16 protein-coding genes are annotated in these 18,876 nt (G+C 66.6%); 2 read left to right on the top strand and 14 right to left on the bottom strand.

Annotation, left to right across the window (positions count from 1 at the left end; all coding sequences use genetic code 11):
- Positions 1-40: 40 nt before the first annotated feature.
- From QO015_RS18340 to QO015_RS18290, 11 genes are all read right to left on the bottom strand, one after another.
- Positions 41-1,333, bottom strand: a complete 1,293-nt coding sequence (locus QO015_RS18340; protein ID WP_266283423.1) for an adenylosuccinate synthase — start codon at positions 1,331-1,333, stop codon at positions 41-43.
- Positions 1,334-1,479: 146 nt separating this feature from the next.
- Positions 1,480-3,066, bottom strand: coding sequence for a phosphoglycerate dehydrogenase (gene serA, locus QO015_RS18335; RefSeq protein ID WP_266283422.1), 1,587 nt, complete (start codon positions 3,064-3,066; stop codon positions 1,480-1,482).
- A 136-nt stretch (positions 3,067-3,202) separates the two neighbouring features.
- Positions 3,203-4,378 (bottom strand): phosphoserine transaminase, encoded by a 1,176-nt coding sequence (locus QO015_RS18330; RefSeq protein ID WP_266283421.1) that lies wholly within the window; start codon positions 4,376-4,378, stop codon positions 3,203-3,205.
- A gap of 367 nt (positions 4,379-4,745) precedes the next feature.
- Entirely contained in the window at positions 4,746-5,501 is a 756-nt protein-coding gene (locus QO015_RS18325) for an outer membrane protein (RefSeq protein WP_266283420.1), read from the bottom strand.
- Positions 5,502-5,764: 263 nt separating this feature from the next.
- Positions 5,765-6,469 (bottom strand): phosphate regulon transcriptional regulator PhoB, encoded by a 705-nt coding sequence (gene phoB / locus QO015_RS18320; protein ID WP_266283419.1) that lies wholly within the window; start codon positions 6,467-6,469, stop codon positions 5,765-5,767.
- Positions 6,470-6,491: 22 nt separating this feature from the next.
- The gene (phoU, locus tag QO015_RS18315) at positions 6,492-7,208 is read right to left on the bottom strand and encodes a phosphate signaling complex protein PhoU (protein ID WP_266283418.1); all 717 of its coding nucleotides are present in this window, start codon (positions 7,206-7,208) and stop codon (positions 6,492-6,494) included.
- A gap of 22 nt (positions 7,209-7,230) precedes the next feature.
- On the bottom strand, positions 7,231-8,013 hold the full coding sequence (gene pstB, locus QO015_RS18310; RefSeq protein WP_266283417.1) for a phosphate ABC transporter ATP-binding protein PstB: 783 nt from the start codon (positions 8,011-8,013) through the stop codon (positions 7,231-7,233).
- Positions 8,010-8,891 carry a phosphate ABC transporter permease PstA gene (gene pstA, locus QO015_RS18305; RefSeq protein WP_266283416.1) on the bottom strand — a complete coding sequence of 294 codons (882 nt, stop codon included), beginning with the start codon at positions 8,889-8,891 and terminating at the stop codon, positions 8,010-8,012. Before pstA ends, pstB begins: the two co-directional genes overlap by 4 nt.
- Positions 8,892-8,902: 11 nt before the next feature.
- Positions 8,903-9,895, bottom strand: coding sequence for a phosphate ABC transporter permease subunit PstC (pstC, locus tag QO015_RS18300; protein WP_370877434.1), 993 nt, complete (start codon positions 9,893-9,895; stop codon positions 8,903-8,905).
- A gap of 82 nt (positions 9,896-9,977) precedes the next feature.
- A complete protein-coding gene (gene pstS / locus QO015_RS18295) occupies positions 9,978-11,030 on the bottom strand; it encodes a phosphate ABC transporter substrate-binding protein PstS (RefSeq protein ID WP_266283415.1) in 1,053 nt (350 codons plus the stop codon).
- A gap of 142 nt (positions 11,031-11,172) precedes the next feature.
- Positions 11,173-12,522 carry an ATP-binding protein gene (locus QO015_RS18290; RefSeq protein WP_266283414.1) on the bottom strand — a complete coding sequence of 450 codons (1,350 nt, stop codon included), beginning with the start codon at positions 12,520-12,522 and terminating at the stop codon, positions 11,173-11,175.
- Positions 12,523-12,623: 101 nt separating this feature from the next.
- On the opposite strand from QO015_RS18290, the gene ppk2 reads away from it, so the two are divergent.
- Together ppk2 and QO015_RS18280 are read left to right on the top strand one after the other, a co-directional pair.
- Positions 12,624-13,646, top strand: a complete 1,023-nt coding sequence (gene ppk2, locus QO015_RS18285) for a polyphosphate kinase 2 (protein WP_266283413.1) — start codon at positions 12,624-12,626, stop codon at positions 13,644-13,646.
- A gap of 69 nt (positions 13,647-13,715) precedes the next feature.
- Positions 13,716-14,945 carry a hypothetical protein gene (locus QO015_RS18280; RefSeq protein ID WP_266283412.1) on the top strand — a complete coding sequence of 410 codons (1,230 nt, stop codon included), beginning with the start codon at positions 13,716-13,718 and terminating at the stop codon, positions 14,943-14,945.
- A 7-nt stretch (positions 14,946-14,952) separates the two neighbouring features.
- On the opposite strand, the gene QO015_RS18275 is transcribed toward QO015_RS18280, so the two are convergent.
- The 3 genes from QO015_RS18275 to cysD all read right to left on the bottom strand — a co-directional run bounded on the left by QO015_RS18275 (position 14,953) and on the right by cysD (position 18,793).
- On the bottom strand, positions 14,953-15,894 hold the full coding sequence (locus QO015_RS18275) for a sensor domain-containing diguanylate cyclase (protein ID WP_266283411.1): 942 nt from the start codon (positions 15,892-15,894) through the stop codon (positions 14,953-14,955).
- Between the two features lie 74 nt (positions 15,895-15,968).
- On the bottom strand, positions 15,969-17,885 hold the full coding sequence (cysN, locus tag QO015_RS18270) for a sulfate adenylyltransferase subunit CysN (protein WP_266283410.1): 1,917 nt from the start codon (positions 17,883-17,885) through the stop codon (positions 15,969-15,971).
- Positions 17,885-18,793 carry a sulfate adenylyltransferase subunit CysD gene (gene cysD, locus QO015_RS18265; protein ID WP_266283409.1) on the bottom strand — a complete coding sequence of 303 codons (909 nt, stop codon included), beginning with the start codon at positions 18,791-18,793 and terminating at the stop codon, positions 17,885-17,887. Before cysD ends, cysN begins: the two co-directional genes overlap by 1 nt.
- Between the last annotated feature and the right edge of the window lie 83 nt (positions 18,794-18,876).

Genomic DNA, 18,876 nt, shown 5'->3' with positions numbered 1-18,876 from the left:
CCAAGCGGTGCGTCCGGAGGGTCGCCGATGGCCGCCGCGTTCAGTCCTGGAAAGGATCCTGGACGAGAATCGTGTCGTCGCGCTCCGGGCTCGTCGACAGTAATGCAACCGGCGCGCCGATCAATTCCTCGACATGACGCACATATTTCACAGCCTGAGCGGGAAGATCGTTCCAACGCCGTGCCCCGGCCGTCGAATCCTTCCATCCCTCCAGGGTCTCGTAGATCGGCTCGACACGCGCCTGCGCCGCCTGCGCCGCCGGCAGATAGTCGATCTCGCGACCGTCTAGCCTATATCCGACGCAAATCTTGATTTCTTCAAGGCCGTCGAGCACGTCGAGCTTGGTCAGCGCGATGCCATGGATACCCGAGGTGCGAACCGTCTGGCGCACCAGCACGGCGTCGAACCAGCCACAGCGGCGCTTGCGCCCCGTCACCGTGCCGAATTCGTGGCCGCGCGTGCCGAGGAAATCGCCGATCTCGCCGGTCTGTTCCGTCGGGAACGGTCCCTCGCCGACACGGGTCGTATAGGCCTTGGTGATGCCGAGCACATAGCCGACCGCGCCCGGACCGACGCCCGAACCGGTCGCTGCCTGTCCGGCGACCGTGTTCGAGGACGTAACGAACGGATATGTGCCGTGGTCGATGTCGAGCAGCGCGCCCTGCGCGCCCTCGAACAGGATGCGCTTGCCAGCCTTGCGATGCTCGTCGAGCAGCCGCCAGACCGAATCCATGAAGGGCAGCACCTTGTCGGCGACGGAGGCAAGCTCCTCGACGAGCACGGCCGGCTCGATCTCGCTCTGTCCGAGGCCGCGACGAAGGGCATTGTGATGGGCGAGCAGACGCTCGACCTTGTCGCGCAGCACGTCGATGTCGGCGAGGTCCATGACGCGGATGGCACGGCGGCCGACCTTGTCCTCATAGGCCGGGCCGATGCCGCGCTTGGTGGTGCCGATGCGCGTTCCGCTGTTGGAATTCTCGCGGAAGGTGTCGAGTTCGCGATGCAGCGAGAGAATCAGCGCCGCGTTCTCGGCGATGCGAAGATTGTCGGGCGAGACAGAGACGCCCTGCGCCGCGAGGCGGTCGATCTCGGCGACCAGCGCATGCGGATCGACGACGACGCCGTTCCCGATGACGCCGAGCTTGCCGGGGCGCACGACGCCGGAGGGCAGCAGGCTCAGCTTGTAGCTGACGCCGTCGATGACGAGCGTGTGGCCGGCATTGTGGCCGCCCTGAAAACGCACCACGACATCGGCGCGCTCGGAGAGCCAGTCGACGATCTTGCCCTTACCCTCGTCGCCCCACTGCGAGCCGACGACGACCACATTCCCCATTGAAACGGCCTCTCGGCGCCCCTTCCGGGCGCGTTACGGGATATCCTCACAAGCCTCGCCCCGGCACGGGACCGGGGCGAGAGCGCGCGGACTATATCGATTCCGGCGGGACCATGCGAGCCCCGCCGCAAATTGAGGCGGATTGCTCAGAAGGAGAGCCGCTTCGCCTGCACAACGCCTTCCAGCGCCGCGACGCGGTCGATCACCGCGTCCGAGATCGCCTCGTCCACCTCGACGAGCGCGATGGCGTCCTCGCCAGCCGCCTTTCGGCCGAGATTGAAGGTGGCGATGTTGATGCCCTCGGCCCCGAGCAGGCTCGCGAAACGGCCGATGAAGCCCGGCTTGTCGCGGTTGGTGATGTAGAGCATGTGGCGGCCGAGCTCGGCCTCCATGTTGATGCCCTTGATCTGGATGATGCGCGGCCGGCTGTCGGCGAAGACCGTCCCCGCGACCGAGCGCTCCTGCTTCTCGGTGAGGACCGTCAGGCGGATATAGTTCTCGTAGGCGCCCTGCTGTTCGCGGCGAACCTCCTCGACAGCGATGCCGCGCTCGCGCGCGATCGCCGGGGCGGAGACCATGTTCACCGTCTGCAGCTGCGGGCGCAGGATGGCCGCGAGCGCGGCCGCCGTCAGCGCCTTGACGTTCAGCCCGGCGACATCGCCCTCATATTCGAGGCGGATGCCCTGGATGCCGGTGTCGGTGAGCTGGCCCGCGAAGGAGCCGAGCTGCTCGGCGAGCTTGACGAAGGGCGTCAGCCGCGGCGCCTCTTCGGCCGTGATGGACGGCATGTTGAGCGCGTTGGAGACGGCACCCTTGGTGAGATAGTCGGCCATCTGCTCGGCGACCTGCAGCGCGACGTTCTCCTGCGCCTCGGTCGTGGAGGCGCCAAGATGCGGCGTCGCGATGAAATTCGGCGCGTGGAAGAGAACGTTGTCCGTCGCCGGCTCCTCGACGAACACGTCGAAGGCAGCACCCGCGACCTTGCCGCTCTTCAGCGCCTCGGCCAGATCGGCCTCCACGACGAGACCGCCACGCGCGCAATTGACGATGCGCACGCCGTCCTTCATCTGCGCGATCGCCTTGGCGTCGATGATGCCCCGGGTCTTGTCGATCAGCGGCGTGTGCAGCGTGATGAAGTCGGAGCGGCGGAACAGAGTCTCGAGATCGACCTTCTCGACGCCGAGAGTCAGGGCGCGCTCGTCGGACAGGAACGGATCGAAGGCGATGACGCGCATCTTCAGCCCGACGGCGCGGTCGGCGACGATCGAGCCGATATTGCCGCAGCCGATGATGCCGAGCGTCTTGCCGGTCACCTCGACGCCCATGAAACGGTTCTTTTCCCACTTGCCGGCCAGCGTCGAGGCATTCGCCTCCGGGATCTGGCGGGCGAGCGCGAACATCATCGCGATGGCATGCTCTGCGGTAGTGATGGAATTGCCGAAGGGCGTGTTCATCACGATGATGCCCTTCGCCGTCGCAGCCGGAATGTCGACATTGTCGACGCCGATGCCGGCCCGGCCGATGACGCGCAGATTGCCCGCCGCCGCGATGACCTTCTCGGTCACCTTGGTATTGGAGCGGATCGCGAGACCGTCATAATTGCCGATGATCTCGAGCAGCTTCTCCTTGTCCTTGCCGAGATCGGGCAGATAGTCGACCTCGACGCCGCGATCCTTGAAGATCTGGACGGCGGACTTGGAAAGCTTGTCAGAAATGAGAACGCGCGGTGCCATGGTGCTTGACCTTTTTCAGGCATCGTCATGGCCGGGCTCGTCCCGGCCATCCACGTCTTCCTGCCTCCCCGAGGGGAAGTCGTGGATGCCCGGGACAAGCCCGGGCATGACGGAAAGGATGATGAACGCGATGAAGTCAGGCGGCCTGCTTGAGGCCGGCCTTCTGCGTGGCGAAGGCCCAGTCGAGCCATTCGGTCAGGATCGCGAGATCGGAAGCCTCGATCGTGGCGCCGGCCCAGATGCGCAGCCCGGCCGGGGCGTCGCGATAGGAGCCGATGTCATAGGCGACCTTGGCCTTCTCCAGCGCCGAGGCGATACCCTTGGCGAAAGCCGCCTGGCCGTCGGCGTCGAGCGCCTTGACGGCCGGGTCGGTGATCACGAGACAGACCGAAGTATTGGACCGCGTCTCGGGCTCGGCAGCCAGGAAATCGACCCAGTCGCGCTTCGCTACCCAATCGGCCAGTACGCCGAGATTGGCGTCGCAGCGTGCCTCGAGCGCCGCAAAGCCGCCGAGGCCCTCGGCCCAGGTCAACGCGTCGAGATAGTCCTCGACCGCGAGCATGGACGGAGTGTTGATCGTCTCGCCGACGAAGATGCCTTCGATCAGCTTGCCGCCCTTGGTCATGCGGAAGATCTTGGGCAGCGGCCAGGCCGGCTTGTAGCTCTCGAGCCGTTCCACGGCGCGCGGCGACAGGATCAGCATGCCATGCGCAGCCTCGCCGCCGAGAACCTTCTGCCAGGAGAAGGTGACGACATCGAGCTTCGACCAGGCGAGGTCCTGCGCGAAGGCGGCGGAGGTCGCGTCGCAGATGGTGAGGCCGGCGCGGTCGGCGTCGATCCACTCGCCGTCCGGCACGCGAACGCCCGAGGTGGTACCGTTCCAGGTGAAGACGACGTCACGGTCGAAATCGACCTTGCCCAGATCGGGCAGCTTGCCATAGTCGGCGGTGAAGGTGCGGACGTCGGCGAGCTTCAGCTGCTTCACGACGTCGGTGACCCAACCTTCGCCGAAGCTCTCCCAGGCGAGGAGGTCGACGCCGCGCGCACCGAGCAGAGACCAGAGCGCCATCTCGACGGCGCCGGTGTCCGAAGCGGGCACGATGCCGATGCGGTAGTCCGCCGGCACGCCGAGCACGGACCGCGTCAGGTCGATCGCCTTCTGGAGCTTGGCCTTGCCGATCTTCGCGCGGTGCGAGCGTCCAAGCGCCGCATCCTTGAGCGCCTCGAGCGACCAGCCGGGTCGCTTCGCGCAGGGGCCGGAGGAATAATTGGAATTCACCGGCCGGCGGCCGGGCATCGCGAGATCTGCCATGATCTACCCTCTCAGATAGCAGCGCCTCGTTGGGGAGGCGTGTCCCGCCGTCGCTGTTACGCGCGGCGATGAGGGAAGTCAACGCGGCGTTTCTGCGCCGCGACGCTCCGGACTCAAAGGGACAGGGGTCTGCGTGCGAGGAAACGATGAGAGGGCAAGAAGCAGGCGAAGCGGGCCCTCCCCCGCGGGTCGCCCTCGACGCCGAAATGGCGTCGCTACACCTACGCCTTCGGGCCTGACGAAGATGGCCGAACGCCAATCCACTCCTGGCCGAGTTCGGGCCCTGGGCCGCAAAGGAAAAGGGCGCGCCCCTCGCGGTGACGCGCCCTCGATCATGTCCGGAGAAAGCCTCTCCCGGATAGCGCTCTCAATAGAAGTTGTAGCGCAGGCCGAGACGGACTTCGTTGGCCGAGATGTTGTCGTAATTGATCACGCCGCCGCCGCCGGCCGGGATATAGCCCGAGACCGCGTCGCCGAGATTGAGATAGCGATAGTTGAGGTCGACCGACATGTTGGGCGAGAAGGCATAGGACACGCCGGCCATGAGGGCATAGGCGAAGTTCCACTGGCTGCCGCCGTCCCAATAGCCCGAATTGCCGTCCGGATTGACGAAGGCGACATTCGAGGTCTGAAGGTAGGACGTACCGATACCGGCGCCGACATAGGGCGTGAAGCCCGACCAGGTGCCGACATCGACATAGCCGTTGACGAGGAAGGTCCAGGCGGCGATGTCCGCAGTCTCGACGGTGTGATCGATGCCGTAGAGCTCGCCACAGCCGCCGCAATAGCCCTGCCCGTAGGAGCCCGACTGGAATTCGTAGTCGATCGTGCCGTCGACGCGGAAGTGGTCGTTGAAGCGATAACCGGCGCCGATACCGATGAGGCCGGTATTGTCGAGCGAGTTGTTGCTCCAGTTGTCGACATAGCTTGGCGTGACGAAGCTGATGTCGGGATTATTGTACCACTTGTAGCCGATATCGCCGCGCAGATACCAGCCGCCCGTCGCGATGACGGGCGCGGGCTCCACATAGGGCTCCGGAAGGTCGGCCGCGTGGGCGGCGCCCGCGGCGGCGATGCCCGCCCCGACCACGGCAGCGAGCGTTAAGGTCTTCACGTAACCCATCGAAGTCTCCCCGATCGAAGGCTGGACCGAGACATCGCCCGATCAATCTGAATCCGTCGCAGCCGACTTTGCCGGGGAACGTTTAAGAACAGATTAACTACGTCACTTAACCACGATTGTTTACGTTACTTCTTCGTTAACGGCCGAGAGCCGGCCGCTTTCTCTTTGCGAAGAAGGGGTTGCCGCAACAGCGAAACGGCCGGAGCGGGGCTCGCGCGCCCGCTCCGGCCGTCAATCATGCTGAAGTTCGGTAAGGCGGCCGATCAGTTTGCGGCACCGGCAAACTGGTCGTCGAAGGCATAGCCGGAGCCGCGCACCGTGCGGATCGGATCCTTGACGCGGCCGCGATTGACCGCCTTGCGCAGCCGGCCGATATGCACGTCGACCGTGCGCTCGTCGACATAGACGTCGCGGCCCCAGACGCCGTCGAGCAATTGCTCGCGCGAGAAGACGCGGCCGGGGCTCTTCATGAGGAACTCGAGCAGCCGGAATTCCGTCGGACCGAGCCGCAATTCGCGGCCCGAGCGGCGGACGCGGTGCGTCTCGCGGTCGAGCTCGATGTCGCCGGCCCGAAGCAGCGAGGCGATCACCTCCGGCCGCGAACGGCGCAGGATGGCGCGCACGCGGGCCATGAGTTCAGGCACCGAGAACGGCTTAACGACATAGTCGTCGGCCCCGGTCGCAAGGCCGCGGATCCGCTCCTGCTCCTCGCCGCGGGCGGTGAGCATGATGATCGGCAGCGTGCGGGTCGTCTCGCGTGCGCGCAGGCGGCGGCAGAGCTCGATGCCCGAAATGCCGGGCAGCATCCAGTCGAGCAGCAGGAGATCAGGCGTCGTCTCCTTGAGCCGCGTCTCGGCGTCGTCGCCGCGCGGCACGGCCTCGACGCTGTAGCCCTCGGCCTCGAGATTGTAGCGGAGCAGGAGGGCGAGCGCTTCCTCGTCCTCCACGATCATCACGCGGGGGGTCATCGCGATGTCCCTTCAGGCCCGGTCAGGCGGCGTCGTAGGAGACCTTGGTCACGCTCGATTCGTCCTGCTTCGGCCGGTCCTGCGTCAGCGACTCGCCGGTCACCACATAGTGCACGGTCTCGGCGATGTTGGTCGCGTGGTCGCCGATGCGCTCGATGTTCTTGGCGCAGAAGAGCAGATGCGTGCACAGCGAAATGTTGCGCGGATCCTCCATCATGTAGGTGAGGAGTTCGCGGAACAGCGAGGTGTACATGCTGTCGATGTCGGCGTCGCGGCGCCAGACCTCGAAGGCCTGGTTGACGTCGCGCGAGGCATAGGCGTCGAGGACGTCCTTGAGCTGGGCGAGCGACAGCTCGGCCATGTGCTCGACGCCGGTGATGAAGCGCTTCGACTGGAACTGCCCGTCGAGCGCGAGGACGCGCTTGGCGATGTTCTTGGCCAGATCGCCGATGCGCTCGAGGTCGTTCGAGATGCGCATGGCGCCGATCACCTCGCGCAGGTCGAGCGCCATCGGCTGGCGGCGGGCGATGATCATGATCGCCAGCTCTTCCGTCTCGCGCTGCACCTGGTCGAGGCGGCGATCGTCGGCGATGACCGCGTTGGCCATCGTCACGTCCAGCCGCGTCAGCGCCCGCACGGAGAGATCGACCAGCCGCTCGGCCATGCCGCCCATCTCCGCGATGCGGCGCTGCACGTCCTTGAGTTCGTCGTCGTAGCGGGAAACGATGTGTTCCGACATGTCGTCCTCCTGGCCGTGGGGCTCAGCCGAAGCGTCCGGTGATGTAGTCCTGGGTGCGCTTGTCGCCCGGGGCCGTGAAGATCTTCGACGTCTCGTCGAATTCGATCAACTCGCCGAGATACATGAACGCGGTGTAGTCGGAGACGCGCGCCGCCTGCTGCATGTTGTGCGTCACGATGGCGATCGTGTAGTCGGCGGTCAGCTCGTCGATCAGTTCCTCGATCTTCGAGGTCGAGATCGGGTCGAGCGCCGAGCAGGGCTCGTCGAACAGCACGACCTCGGGCCGCACCGCGATCGAGCGGGCGATGCAGAGGCGCTGCTGCTGGCCGCCCGAGAGGCTGAGGCCGCTCGAGGAGAGCTTGTCCTTGACCTCGTTCCAGAGGGCTCCGCGCGTCAGCGCCGCCTCGACGCGCTCGTCCATCTCGGAGCGCGACAGATTCTCGTAGAGGCGGACGCCGAAGGCGATGTTGTCGTAGATCGACATCGGGAACGGCGTCGGCTTCTGGAAGACCATGCCGATGCGGGCGCGCAGCAGGTTGAGATCCTGGCCCGGGGCGAGGATGTTGCCGCCGTCGAACAGAACCTCGCCCTCGGCGCGCTGCTTCGGATAGAGGTCGTACATGCGGTTCAGGACGCGCAGCAGCGTGGACTTGCCGCAGCCCGACGGGCCGATGAAGGCGGTGACCTTCTTCTCGTAGAGCGGCAGGTTGATCGACTTCAGCGCGAGGTTGTCGCCGTAGAAGAACTTCAGGTTCTTGATCGAGATCTTCTCGGGCAGCGTGTTCTGGAGCGTGGACACGGTCATTTCGACGTCCTCGGGCTAAGGAAGGCACGCGCGACGATGTTGAGCGCGAGCACGGTCAAGGTGATGAGCAGCGCACCGGTCCAGGCCAGCTTCTGCCATTCGGGATAGGGGCTGAGGGCGAACTGGAAGATCGTCACCGGCAGGCTCGCCATCGGCGCGTTCAGGTTGGTGCTCCAGAACTGGTTGTTGAGCGCCGTGAACAGCAGCGGAGCCGTCTCGCCCATCACGCGGGCGATGGCCAGGAGCACGCCCGTCACGATGCCCGACATGGCGGCGCGGTAGGCGACCTTCTGGATCATCACGGAGCGCGGCAGGCCGAGGGCGGCCGTCGCCTCGCGCATCGTGTTCGGCACGAGGTTCAGCATGTCCTCGGTGGTACGCACGACGACCGGGATGACGAGGATGGCGAGGGCCAGCGAGCCGGCCATGGCCGAGAAGTGACCCATCGGCGCCACCACGACCTCGTAGACGAAGAGGCCGATGACGATCGACGGCGCTGCCAGCAGGATGTCGTTGATGAAGCGCACGACATTGGTCAGCTGGTTGTGGCGGCCGTACTCGGCCATGTAGGTGCCGGCGCAGATGCCGATCGGCGTACCGATCACGACGCCGATCACCGTCATCACGATCGAGCCGTAGATGGCGTTGATGAGGCCGCCGGTCGCGCCGGGCGGCGGAGTCGTCTCGGTGAAGATCACGAGCGACAGGCCAGAGAAGCCCTGCCAGAGCAGGCCGACCAGGATGAGCGCCAGCCAGACGAGGCCGAACACCGTCGCCGCGAGCGAGAGCGACAGCAGGATGCCGTTGCCGCGGCGGCGGCGGCGATAGAGCGCCTGCGCCATCGGCGTGGAGACGGCGGAATTTCCGAGCGTTGCCATGATCTCTTGCCTCAGTTGCCGGCCTTGACGTTCATGCGCAGCAGCAGCAGCCGCGCCGCCGCGAGCACGAAGAAGGTGATGACGAACAGGATGAGGCCGAGCGCGATCAGCGAGGAGGTGTAGAGCTCGCCGGTCGCCTCGGTGAATTCGTTGGCGATCGAGGCCGAGATCGTCGTGCCGGGCGCGAGGATCGAGGACGAGATCTTGTGCGTGTTGCCGATGACGAAGGTGACCGCCATGGTTTCACCGAGCGCGCGGCCGAGGCCGAGCATGATGCCGCCGATCACGCCGACCCGCGAATAGGGCAGCACGACCTTGGTCACCACTTCGCTGGTGGTGCAGCCGAGCCCGTAGGTCGCCTCCTTCAGCACCGGCGGCACCGTGTCGAACACGTCGCGGGTGATCGAGGTGATGAAGGGCAGCACCATGATCGCGAGGATGATGCCGGCGGTCAGCACGCCGATGCCGTAGGGCGGGCCGGCGAAGATGTCGGAGAGGATCGGGATCGGCCCGAACACCCAGATCAGGAAGGGCTGCACGGTCGCCTGGAAGAAGGGCGCGAACACGAACAGACCCCAGATGCCGTAGATGATCGAAGGGATGCCGGCGAGCAACTCGATGCAGACGCCGATCGGCCGCTTCAGCCAGGGCGGGCAGAGCTCGGTCAGGAAGATGGCGATGCCGATGCCGACCGGGACGGCGATCAGGAGCGCGATGATCGAGGTCACGATGGTGCCGTAGATCGGCGCCAGCGCACCGAAGATCTCCGTGACCGGGTTCCAGCGCTGCGTCGTCAGGAAGCCGAGGCCGAAGGTCGAGAAGGCCGGAACCGAACCCCAGACGAGCGAGAAGATGACGCCGCCGAGCAGCAACAGCACGGTCAGCGCCGCCGCGAGGGTGAGCCCGTGAAAGGTGCGATCGGCCATGCGCATCCGCGCAAGACGACCAAGCTTCTGGTTACCGATCTCAGCGCCTTGCACGCCGGCCATGACTGCGTCCGCCATCACGATCTCCCGACCCTAGCCCGGGGTCCACGGTGTCAGAGGTTGGGGGAGAGGCGACGCCCCTCCCCCGCCTGGTGACGGATTACTTCGTCTCGACGTAGAGCGGCTTGCCGTCGGCGCCCATCACGTCCTTGGCCCAGGTCGCCTTGATATTCTCGACGACGCTGTCGGGCAGCGGGATGTAGTGGAGCTCGTCCGCCATCTGGTCGCCCTTGGCATAGGCCCAGCTGAAGAACTTCAGCGCGGCGGCGGCAGCGGCGTCATCCTTCGGCTGCTTGGGGATCAGGATGAAGGTGGCGGCGGTGATCGGCCAGGACTTGGCGCCGGGCTCGTTGGTCAGGATCACGTAGTAGCCGGGGGTATTGGCCCAGTCCACGCTCTCCGCGGCAGCCGCGAAGTTCGCCGCCTCCGGGGCGACCGTCTGGCCGTCGCGGTTGATGAGCTTGGCATAGGGGATGCCGTTCTGGGCAGCGAAGGCATATTCGACATAGCCGATCGAGCCGGACGTCTGCGTCACGCTGGCGGCGACACCTTCGTTGCCCTTGGCGCCGAGGCCGGTCGGCCATTCGACGGCGGTCGCGGCACCGACCTCATCGGCCCAGGCCTTCGAGGCCTGCGACAGATAGGTCGTGAAGACGAAGCTGGTGCCCGAGCCGTCCGAACGGTGCACGACGGCGATCGCCGACGAAGGCAGGGTCAGGCCGGCGTTGAGCTTCTTGATCGCCTCGTCGTCCCACTTGGTGATCTTGCCCTGGAAGATGTCGGCGAGGGTCTGGCCGTCGAGCACGAGCTCGCCCGCCTTGATGCCCGGAACGTTGATCACCGGCACGACGCCGCCGATCACGGTCGGGAACTGGACGAGGCCGTCCTTCTCGAGCTGCTCGGGCTTCAGCGGCGCGTCAGTGGCGCCGAAGGTGACCGTGCGGGCCTGGATCTGCTTGATGCCGCCGCCGGAGCCGATCGACTGGTAGTTGAGGCTGTCGCCCGTTTCCTTCTTATAGGCGTCGGCCCACTTGGCGTAGATCGGATAGGGGAAGGTCGCGCCGGCCCCCGAGATATCGACGGCGGCCGCGGGGCCGATGCCGAAAGCGGCGACGGCGAGGCCGGCCGCAATTGCGATGTTCGTGAGTTTCACTGACCATCTCCCTGGTGGAGTCATTGTTCTGAGCCCGAGCGGTTTCCGCACCGCAACATCCGGGCGCAGGCCGGACCCTAGAGTTCGCAGGTAATGGTTCTATGACAGGCGCAATACGCTTTTATGACAGCGTAAGCCTTTGTCATTTTTCGCTTTTGACGGATTGATCGAAATCCGGCGCGCGTCGCTGGGCCGGGAACTCGACACTGAACGCGGCGCCTTGTCCCGGCTGGCTCTCGATCAGGAGACGGGCGCGATGCCGGTTGAGAATGTGCTTCACGATCGCGAGCCCGAGACCCGTTCCCCGGGTCGAGCCGCCACCTTCCGAGGCACGATAGAACCGCTCCGTCAGGCGCGGCAAGTGCTCGGCGGAGATGCCGGGACCGAAATCGCGGACCGTCACGCGCGGTCCTTCCTCGCCCGCCGGCGGCGTCATCTCAACGAGGACCCGCCCGCCGGAGCGACCATATTTGCAGGCATTCTCGACGAGGTTCTGGAAGACCTGCACCAGTTCGTCACGGTCGCCGGCGACGATCACCGGAGCCTCCGTCAAGGCGCTCTCGATCGCCACCTGCTGCTCGCGCGCCAGCGGCTCCATCGCCGCGACGACGCCGGAGAGCACCGGCACCAGATCGACCGGCGCCTCGGGCCGCATATGCGCCTTCATCTCGATGCGCGAAAGCGACAGGAGGTCGTCGATGAGGCGGCTCATCCGCGTCGCCTGCTCGTGCATGATGCCGAGGAACCGCTGGCGCGCCGCCGCGTCGTCGCGGGCGGGTCCCTGCAGCGTCTCGATGAAGCCGGCGAGCGAGGCGAGCGGCGTGCGCAATTCGTGACTGGCGTTCGCGACGAAGTCGACGCGGATCTTCTCGCTGCGCCGCTGCTCGGTCTTGTCGGAAAAGAGCAGGATGACGAAGCCGCCGCGGCCCTCCCCTTCCCGCGCCTCGACCGGCGCGAACCACGCGTCGTACCAGCGTTCGGTCGGAACGCGCTCGGCGAATTCCAGGCGTTCGGCCCGCCCCCCCGCCGCGACGCGCTCATAGGCGGCGACGAGGTCGGGCGCGCGCAGGCGGAAGGTCAGCGGATCGCCGGGCCGGATGGGAAAGGCGTTCTCGGCGAGGCGGTTCTGGTAGCGCACATAGCCACGCCGATCGAGAATGATGCAGGGCTCCGGCAGAGCATCCGCCATCCTTTTGAGGCTGGTCTCCGGCCACACCGAAGGCGGCGCGCGCTGCGCGAGGCGGCGGATCGACGGCCTGTCGGCGGACGAGGCCACAGCGAGCGGCAGGGCGCCCAGCATCAGCGCGACCGAGAAAAAGATCAGCGCTGCGGATGTCAGCGTGGCCGCCTCGGTGAAAACGAGCAGCGCGAGGATGCCGGCAAGGCCGATGAGCAGCATGCGGCCGGCCGCCAGGCGGGCGAAGAACCCTCCGACGCTCGACTGCTTCGCTTCTGCCGCCTCGTCCGCCATGTCGCTTTCCAGACCGACCATGCGCCTATCGCCCAAGCGACGAGCTTCGCATGTGATGCGGGACAAACACGTGACGTCTGTGACAGAATCCGCGGCTTCGGAAAAGCCGGGAGGAAGAAGCGATGTCGAAAGGCGACCGGAAGAGCGGCAAGCGCAAGGAAGCCGGCAAGGAGAACGCCGCTCCGGCCACGATCGACGCGCCGGCGCAAGAGATGGAGGGCGGTGGCGCGACCGGGCCTCGTCCGCGCGCCGACACGCTGCCGCCGCAGCTGGAGCCGACCGAGGACGCCGCGCCGATCGAAACCAGCCACGGCCGCTTCGATCTCGACGATCCCGTCCTGCCGGACTGGGTCGACAAGAAGGCGCTGAAATCCGGCGGCTATCCCTACGACAAGACGATGAAGAGCGAGGACTACGACAAAGAGCTGGAGACGCTTCAGATCGAGCTCGTCAAGCTGCAACACCATGTCCAGACCGCCGGTCTCAAGCTGGTGCTCGTCTTCGAGGGACGCGACGCCGCCGGCAAGGGCGGCGCGATCTTCGCCTTCCGGCAATATCTCAATCCCCGCCATGCCCGCGACGTCGCGTTGCCGAAGCCGACCGAAACCGAGGCGGGGCAATGGTATTTCCAGCGTTATGTCGCGGAGATGCCGACCGCCGGCGAGATCGTGACCTTCGACCGCTCCTGGTACAATCGCGCCGGTGTCGAGAAGGTGATGGGCTTCTGCACGCCCGCGGAACACAAGGCCTTCCTGAAGCAGGTGCCCCGCTTCGAGGGCCTGCTCGTCGAGTCCGGCCTTATTCTCTTCAAGTTCTGGCTCGATATCGGCCGGGAGACGCAGATGAAGCGCTTCCACGAGCGGCGCCACAATCCGCTGAAGATCTGGAAGCTGTCACCGATCGATTATGCCGCGCTGGACCGCTGGGACGACTACACGAAGGCCCGCGACGAGATGCTGGATGCCTGCCACGCCGAGCATGCGCCCTGGACCGTCGTGCTCGCCAACGACAAGCGGCGCGCCCGCCTCGCCATCATCCGCCAGGTGCTCGCCAGCGTCGACTATCCCGGCCGCGACGCGAAGGTCGTCGACAAGCCCGATCCTCGCATTCTCGGCCTCGGGCCGTCGATCCTGTCGAGAAAATGACGCCGTCGGCGGGGCATCCCGGCCGGCTCGCCACGAAGGAGCGGATGGCATAGGGTCCGCGGTCGAATCATGACCCATCTCGAAACCGTCCTCCGGCGCGCGGTCGCCGAGCTCGATCCATCGGACCGCGAGGGACGACGCCGCGCATTCGGCGATGTCCGCTCCCAGATGATGCGGCTGCTCGCGGTCTACGAGCCACCGCTCAGCGCGGCCGAGATCGAGGGCAAGATCGACGAGCTCGATACCATCATACGCCGGCTCGAGGCGGAATATGCCGCGCCGCCCGCACCGGCCGCAGTGCCGGCCCCAGCGCCGGACTCCCCCGCCGCATCCGACTTCACGGACGAGTACGAAGCGGGCGAAGAGGAATTCGTCGACGAGGAGCCCGACGAGGGTCCGTTCGAACTCGACGATGGCGAGCTCGACGTCCGTGACGATGGCGTCGAGGAAACGCCGGCGATTGCGCCCGCCTCCGCGATGGGGCGGATCGCGGCCGTGGTCCTCGCGCTCGTGATCGTCGCGGCCGGCGCGGCGTTTCTCGTTTATCTCGCCCGCGAGCCGTCGCGCCAGCAGATGGCGGAGGCGCCGCCCGCTGCGGCGGCCCCGGCCGTCGAAGCCGAGCCGCGACCGGCTGAGCCCATGGCCTCGCCCGCCAGCGATTCACCAGCAGCGGCGACGCCGGCCGAGCCGGCTGCCGAAAGCGAACCGCCGTCGCCGGGCGCGCCCGGCGCCGCTTCGGCCGAGGCACCTTCCGAGCCCGCCCCGACCGCAACGGAGCCGGCCGTCGGAACGGCCAATCCTGCGCTGCAGCCCGCCGCCCCTCTCGCCGCGGGTTCTCCCGAGGCCTCCGGGCCCGTCGCGGAGAGTCTCATCCTGTTCGACGGCAGCGATCCCGGCATGTTCCGCAGCACCGCCGACAATCCCGTCCGCTTCGACGGCTATCCGAATGGCGGCTCGGTGCGCATCTCCTCGTCCGCCAATTCCAACGGCGCGCGGCTGCGCGTCGGTCCCGGCGTTTATCAGCGGATTGCCGGCAAGCATGTCCGCATTCTCGTCGTCGCCCGCGCGGCACCGGACGATCCTGCGGATGCACTGCGCTTCGCCTATCAGAACGGACGGCGCCTCAGCCCCTGGTCCGACCAGAAGCTCACCGACGATTTCCAGGCGCTTGTCCTCGACTGGACCGTACCCGCGGAACGAACGGGCGCGGAGGGCGACTCGCTCCTGATCGAGCCCGGAATTCCCGGCGACGGAACCGCGGCCGACATCCGTTCGGTGACGATCGACGTCCTCCCCTGAGGCGCGCTCAGGAAGAGCGTGGCTCCATTTCGGGCCTGAACGCCACCACCGCGGCGCGCCCGCCCCGCTTTCCGCGATAAAGGGCGATATCGGCGGCGCGCATCAGACCGTCGGCGTCGCCGGCGTCGTCCGGCATGAAGGCGAATCCGATCGTCACCGTCGACCGGAGGCCGCCGGCTTCGGCCAGCAGCGGCGCTCCATTGTTGATGACGGCGCCGACCTCGTCGAAAAGCCGGTGCACCGCGCGGCGATCGGCAGCATCGTGGACGAGAACGGCGAACTCGTCGCCGCCGAGCCGGCCGACCATGCCCGCCTGGCCAACTGCGCCATGAAGGCGCGAGGCGGCCTCGACCAGCACGCCGTCGCCGGTCAGATGACCGAGATTGTCGTTGATCTGCTTGAAGAAATCGATGTCGATGATCGCGAGGGCGAGTACGCCCCCGCTGCGCTGCGCCACCGCCGCGGTGAGGGCGTCGATGAAATGACCGCGATTCGGAAGGCCCGTCAGGCTGTCGATATGCGCGAGACGCCACAGCGCCGCCTCGGCGCGCTTGCGCTCGGTCACGTCGATGATCATCTCGATATCGAAGGCACGCCCGTCGGCCACGAATCGCTGGGCCGAGATGAGTGTGGAGAGGATCACGCCATCGGCGCGCCGGATCTCCACCTCCTCCAGCTCGTAGCGGCCCACCGTCGCCAGCAGCTTCTGCCGGCGCGCTCGCCGTGCATCGTCGATGACGGCCCCTGCCGACTGCATCGGCCGAGCGTCCAGAAACTCCCGACTGCGGCCGACGAGCCTCAGATACGCGTCGTTGACCTTCACATACCGCGAGGCCTCGGAGTCGGTCGTCGAGACGCAGATGGCCAGCGGGCTGAAATCGAACAGCCCGTGCAGGAGCGTATTGAACAGGCCTTCCTCGATCGGGTCCGTCCGGTTGGTCTCGTACATATCCGCCCCGCCTGTCTACCGACGGTAGCATGCCGGCGGGCGGGGATGAAGTTAAGGGACCACGAGAGCGGCCCTCACCGCGGGACGATACCGCGCGCGACGAGATAGGCGACGACGCGGTCGGCCTGAGCTTCGGCGTCGCCGTCCTCGGCGGACAGGCGCAGCTCGGGATCTTCCGGTCGCTCGTAGGGGCTGTCGATACCGGTGAAATTCCTGATCTTGCCCTCGCGCGCCTTGCGGTAGAGGCCCTTCGGATCGCGCGCCTCGGCTGTCTCAAGCGGCGTGTCGACGAAGATCTCGACGAACTCCCCCGCCTCGACGAGATCGCGTGCCAGTTGGCGCTCCGACCGGAAGGGCGAGATGAAGGAGGCGAGCACGATGAGGCCGGCATCGACGAACAGCTTCGCCGTCTCGGCGACGCGGCGGATGTTCTCGACCCGGTCGGCATCGGTGAAGCCGAGGTCGCGGTTGAGGCCGTGGCGGACATTGTCGCCATCGAGCAGATAGGTATGTCGCCCGGCGAGATGCAGTTTCTGCTCGACGAGATTGGCGATGGTCGACTTGCCGGCACCGGAGAGGCCCGTGAACCAGAGCACGGCCGGCTTCTGGCCCTTGGCACCGGCGCGCGACGCCTTGTCGACCGCGAGCGCCTGTCGGTGGATATTGGTCGCGCGGCGCAGGCCGAAGCGGATCAGGCCCGCGGCGACGGTCTGGTTGGTGAACCGATCGATGAGGATGAACGCGCCGGTGGTGCGGTTGTCGTCATAGGCGTCGAAGGCGATCGGCTCGGCGGTCGAGAGGTTGGCGAAGCCGATATCGTTGAGCGCCAGCGTCTTGGCGGCGAGCGGCTTCAGCGTATCCATCTCGACGCGGTGCTTGAGCTCGGTCACGGCGGCGCCCACGATGCGGGTGCCGATCTTCATGAGATAGGGTCGGCCGGGCAGCATCGGCTCGTCGGCCATCCAGATGAGATGAGCCGCGAACTGATCGGCGACTTCCGGACGTGCATCGGACGGCACCAGCAGATCGCCGCGCGACACGTCGATCTCGCGGTCGAGCGTCAGGGTCACAGCGGCCTCCGCCTCCGCGCTCGCGAGATCGCCGTCATGGGTGACGATGCGCTCCACGCGCGCCGCCTGGCCGGTCCGCGCCACGACGACCTCGTCGCCGCACCGCACCGCACCGGCGGCGATCGTGCCGGCATAGCCGCGGAAGCTGAGATCGGGCCGGTTCACCCATTGCACAGGAAAGCGAAGCGGCTTTGCGGCCGCGCCGTCGGCGGCGAGTTCGACGCCCTCCAGATGCTCGATCAGCGTCGGACCGCGATACCACGGCATTGCCGGGCTCTGGCTGCTGACATTGTCGCCGAAGCGAGCCGAGATCGGGATCGCGACGCGGCTCGAAAAGGTGTAGTTGCCGGCATCGGCGTCGAAGGCCGCGACGATCGCGTCATAGACGGAACGGTCGAAGCCGACGAGATCGATCTTGTTGATGGCGAGCACGACATGGCGGATGCCGAGCAGCGAGGCGATCGTCGCATGCCGGCGCGTCTGCGGCAGGATGCCCTTGCGCGCGTCGATCAGCAGCACCGCGAGATCGGCCGTCGAGGCGCCGGTCGCCATGTTGCGCGTGTACTGCTCGTGGCCCGGCGTATCGGCGACGATGAACTTGCGCTTCTCGGTGGCGAAGAAGCGATAGGCGACGTCGATCGTGATGCCCTGCTCGCGCTCGGCCTCGAGCCCGTCGACCAGCAGCGCGAGGTCCATGTCGTCGCCGACCGTGCCGAAGCGGCGCGAGTCCTTCTCGAGCGCAGCGATCTGGTCCTCGAAGAGACGCTTGGAATCGTAGAGCAGGCGGCCGATCAGCGTCGACTTGCCGTCGTCGACGCTGCCGCAGGTGATGAAACGCAGGAGGCTCTTGTCGGCATCGCCGAGGGCGAGGCTGCGCGCGGAACGAACCGCCTCGGGCGCGAGGGTGAGCGGCTCGGCCATCAGAAATATCCCTCGCGCTTCTTCTTTTCCATCGAACCGGACTCGTCGTGGTCGATCAGCCGCCCCTGCCGCTCGGAGGTCGTTGCCAGCAGCATCTCGGCGACGATGTCCTCGACCGTATCGGCCTCCGACTCGACCGCGGCGGTCAGCGGGTAGCAGCCGAGCGTACGGAAGCGGACGCGCCGCTTCTGCGGCACCTCGCCCGGCAGCAGGCGCATGCGCGCGTCGTCCGCCATGATGAGCTGGCCGGAGCGCGTGACGACCGGCCGCTCGGCGGAGAGATAGAGCGGCACGATCGGGATGTTCTCGGCGAGGATGTATTCCCAGATGTCGAGCTCGGTCCAGTTGGAGAGCGGGAACACGCGGATCGACTCCCCCGGCGCGATGCGGGTGTTGTAGAGCGACCAGAGTTCGGGACGCTGGTTCTTCGGGTCCCAGCCATGGCTGCCGGTGCGGAACGAGAATACCCGCTCCTTGGCGCGGCTCTTTTCCTCGTCGCGCCGGGCCCCGCCGAAGGCCGCGTCATAGCCGCCGGCCCCGAGCGCCTGCTTCAGCGCCTCGGTCTTCATCACCTGGGTATAGTTGGACGAACCGTGATCGAACGGATTGATGCCCGCCGCGCGACCGTCCTCATTGGTATGAACGATGAGATCGAGCCCGAGCCGGCGCGCCGTCTCGTCGCGAAACGAGATCATCTCGCGAAACTTCCACGTCGTATCGATGTGCAACAGTGGAAAGGGCGGCCGCGCAGGATGAAAGGCCTTCATCGCCAGATGCAGCATGACCGACGAATCCTTGCCGATCGAATAGAGCATCACCGGCTTGGTGAAATTCGCCACCACCTCGCGCATGATGAAGATGGCCTCGGCCTCGAGGCGGCGAAGATGCGGCTTCAGCGGGGACGACATAAGGCGAGCTCCTTGCGAGAAGAAAACTAGTCTTCGCAGGAGGTCGCTCTCAAGCACGGGCGTCGCGTTTATCGGCCGGATCG

This window comes from Kaistia geumhonensis (assembly GCF_030815145.1).
In the GTDB taxonomy this organism is placed as follows: domain Bacteria; phylum Pseudomonadota; class Alphaproteobacteria; order Rhizobiales; family Kaistiaceae; genus Kaistia; species Kaistia geumhonensis.
The sequence above is the reverse complement of the archived record's forward strand: the minus strand, read 5'-3'. Positions and strand labels throughout refer to the sequence as shown.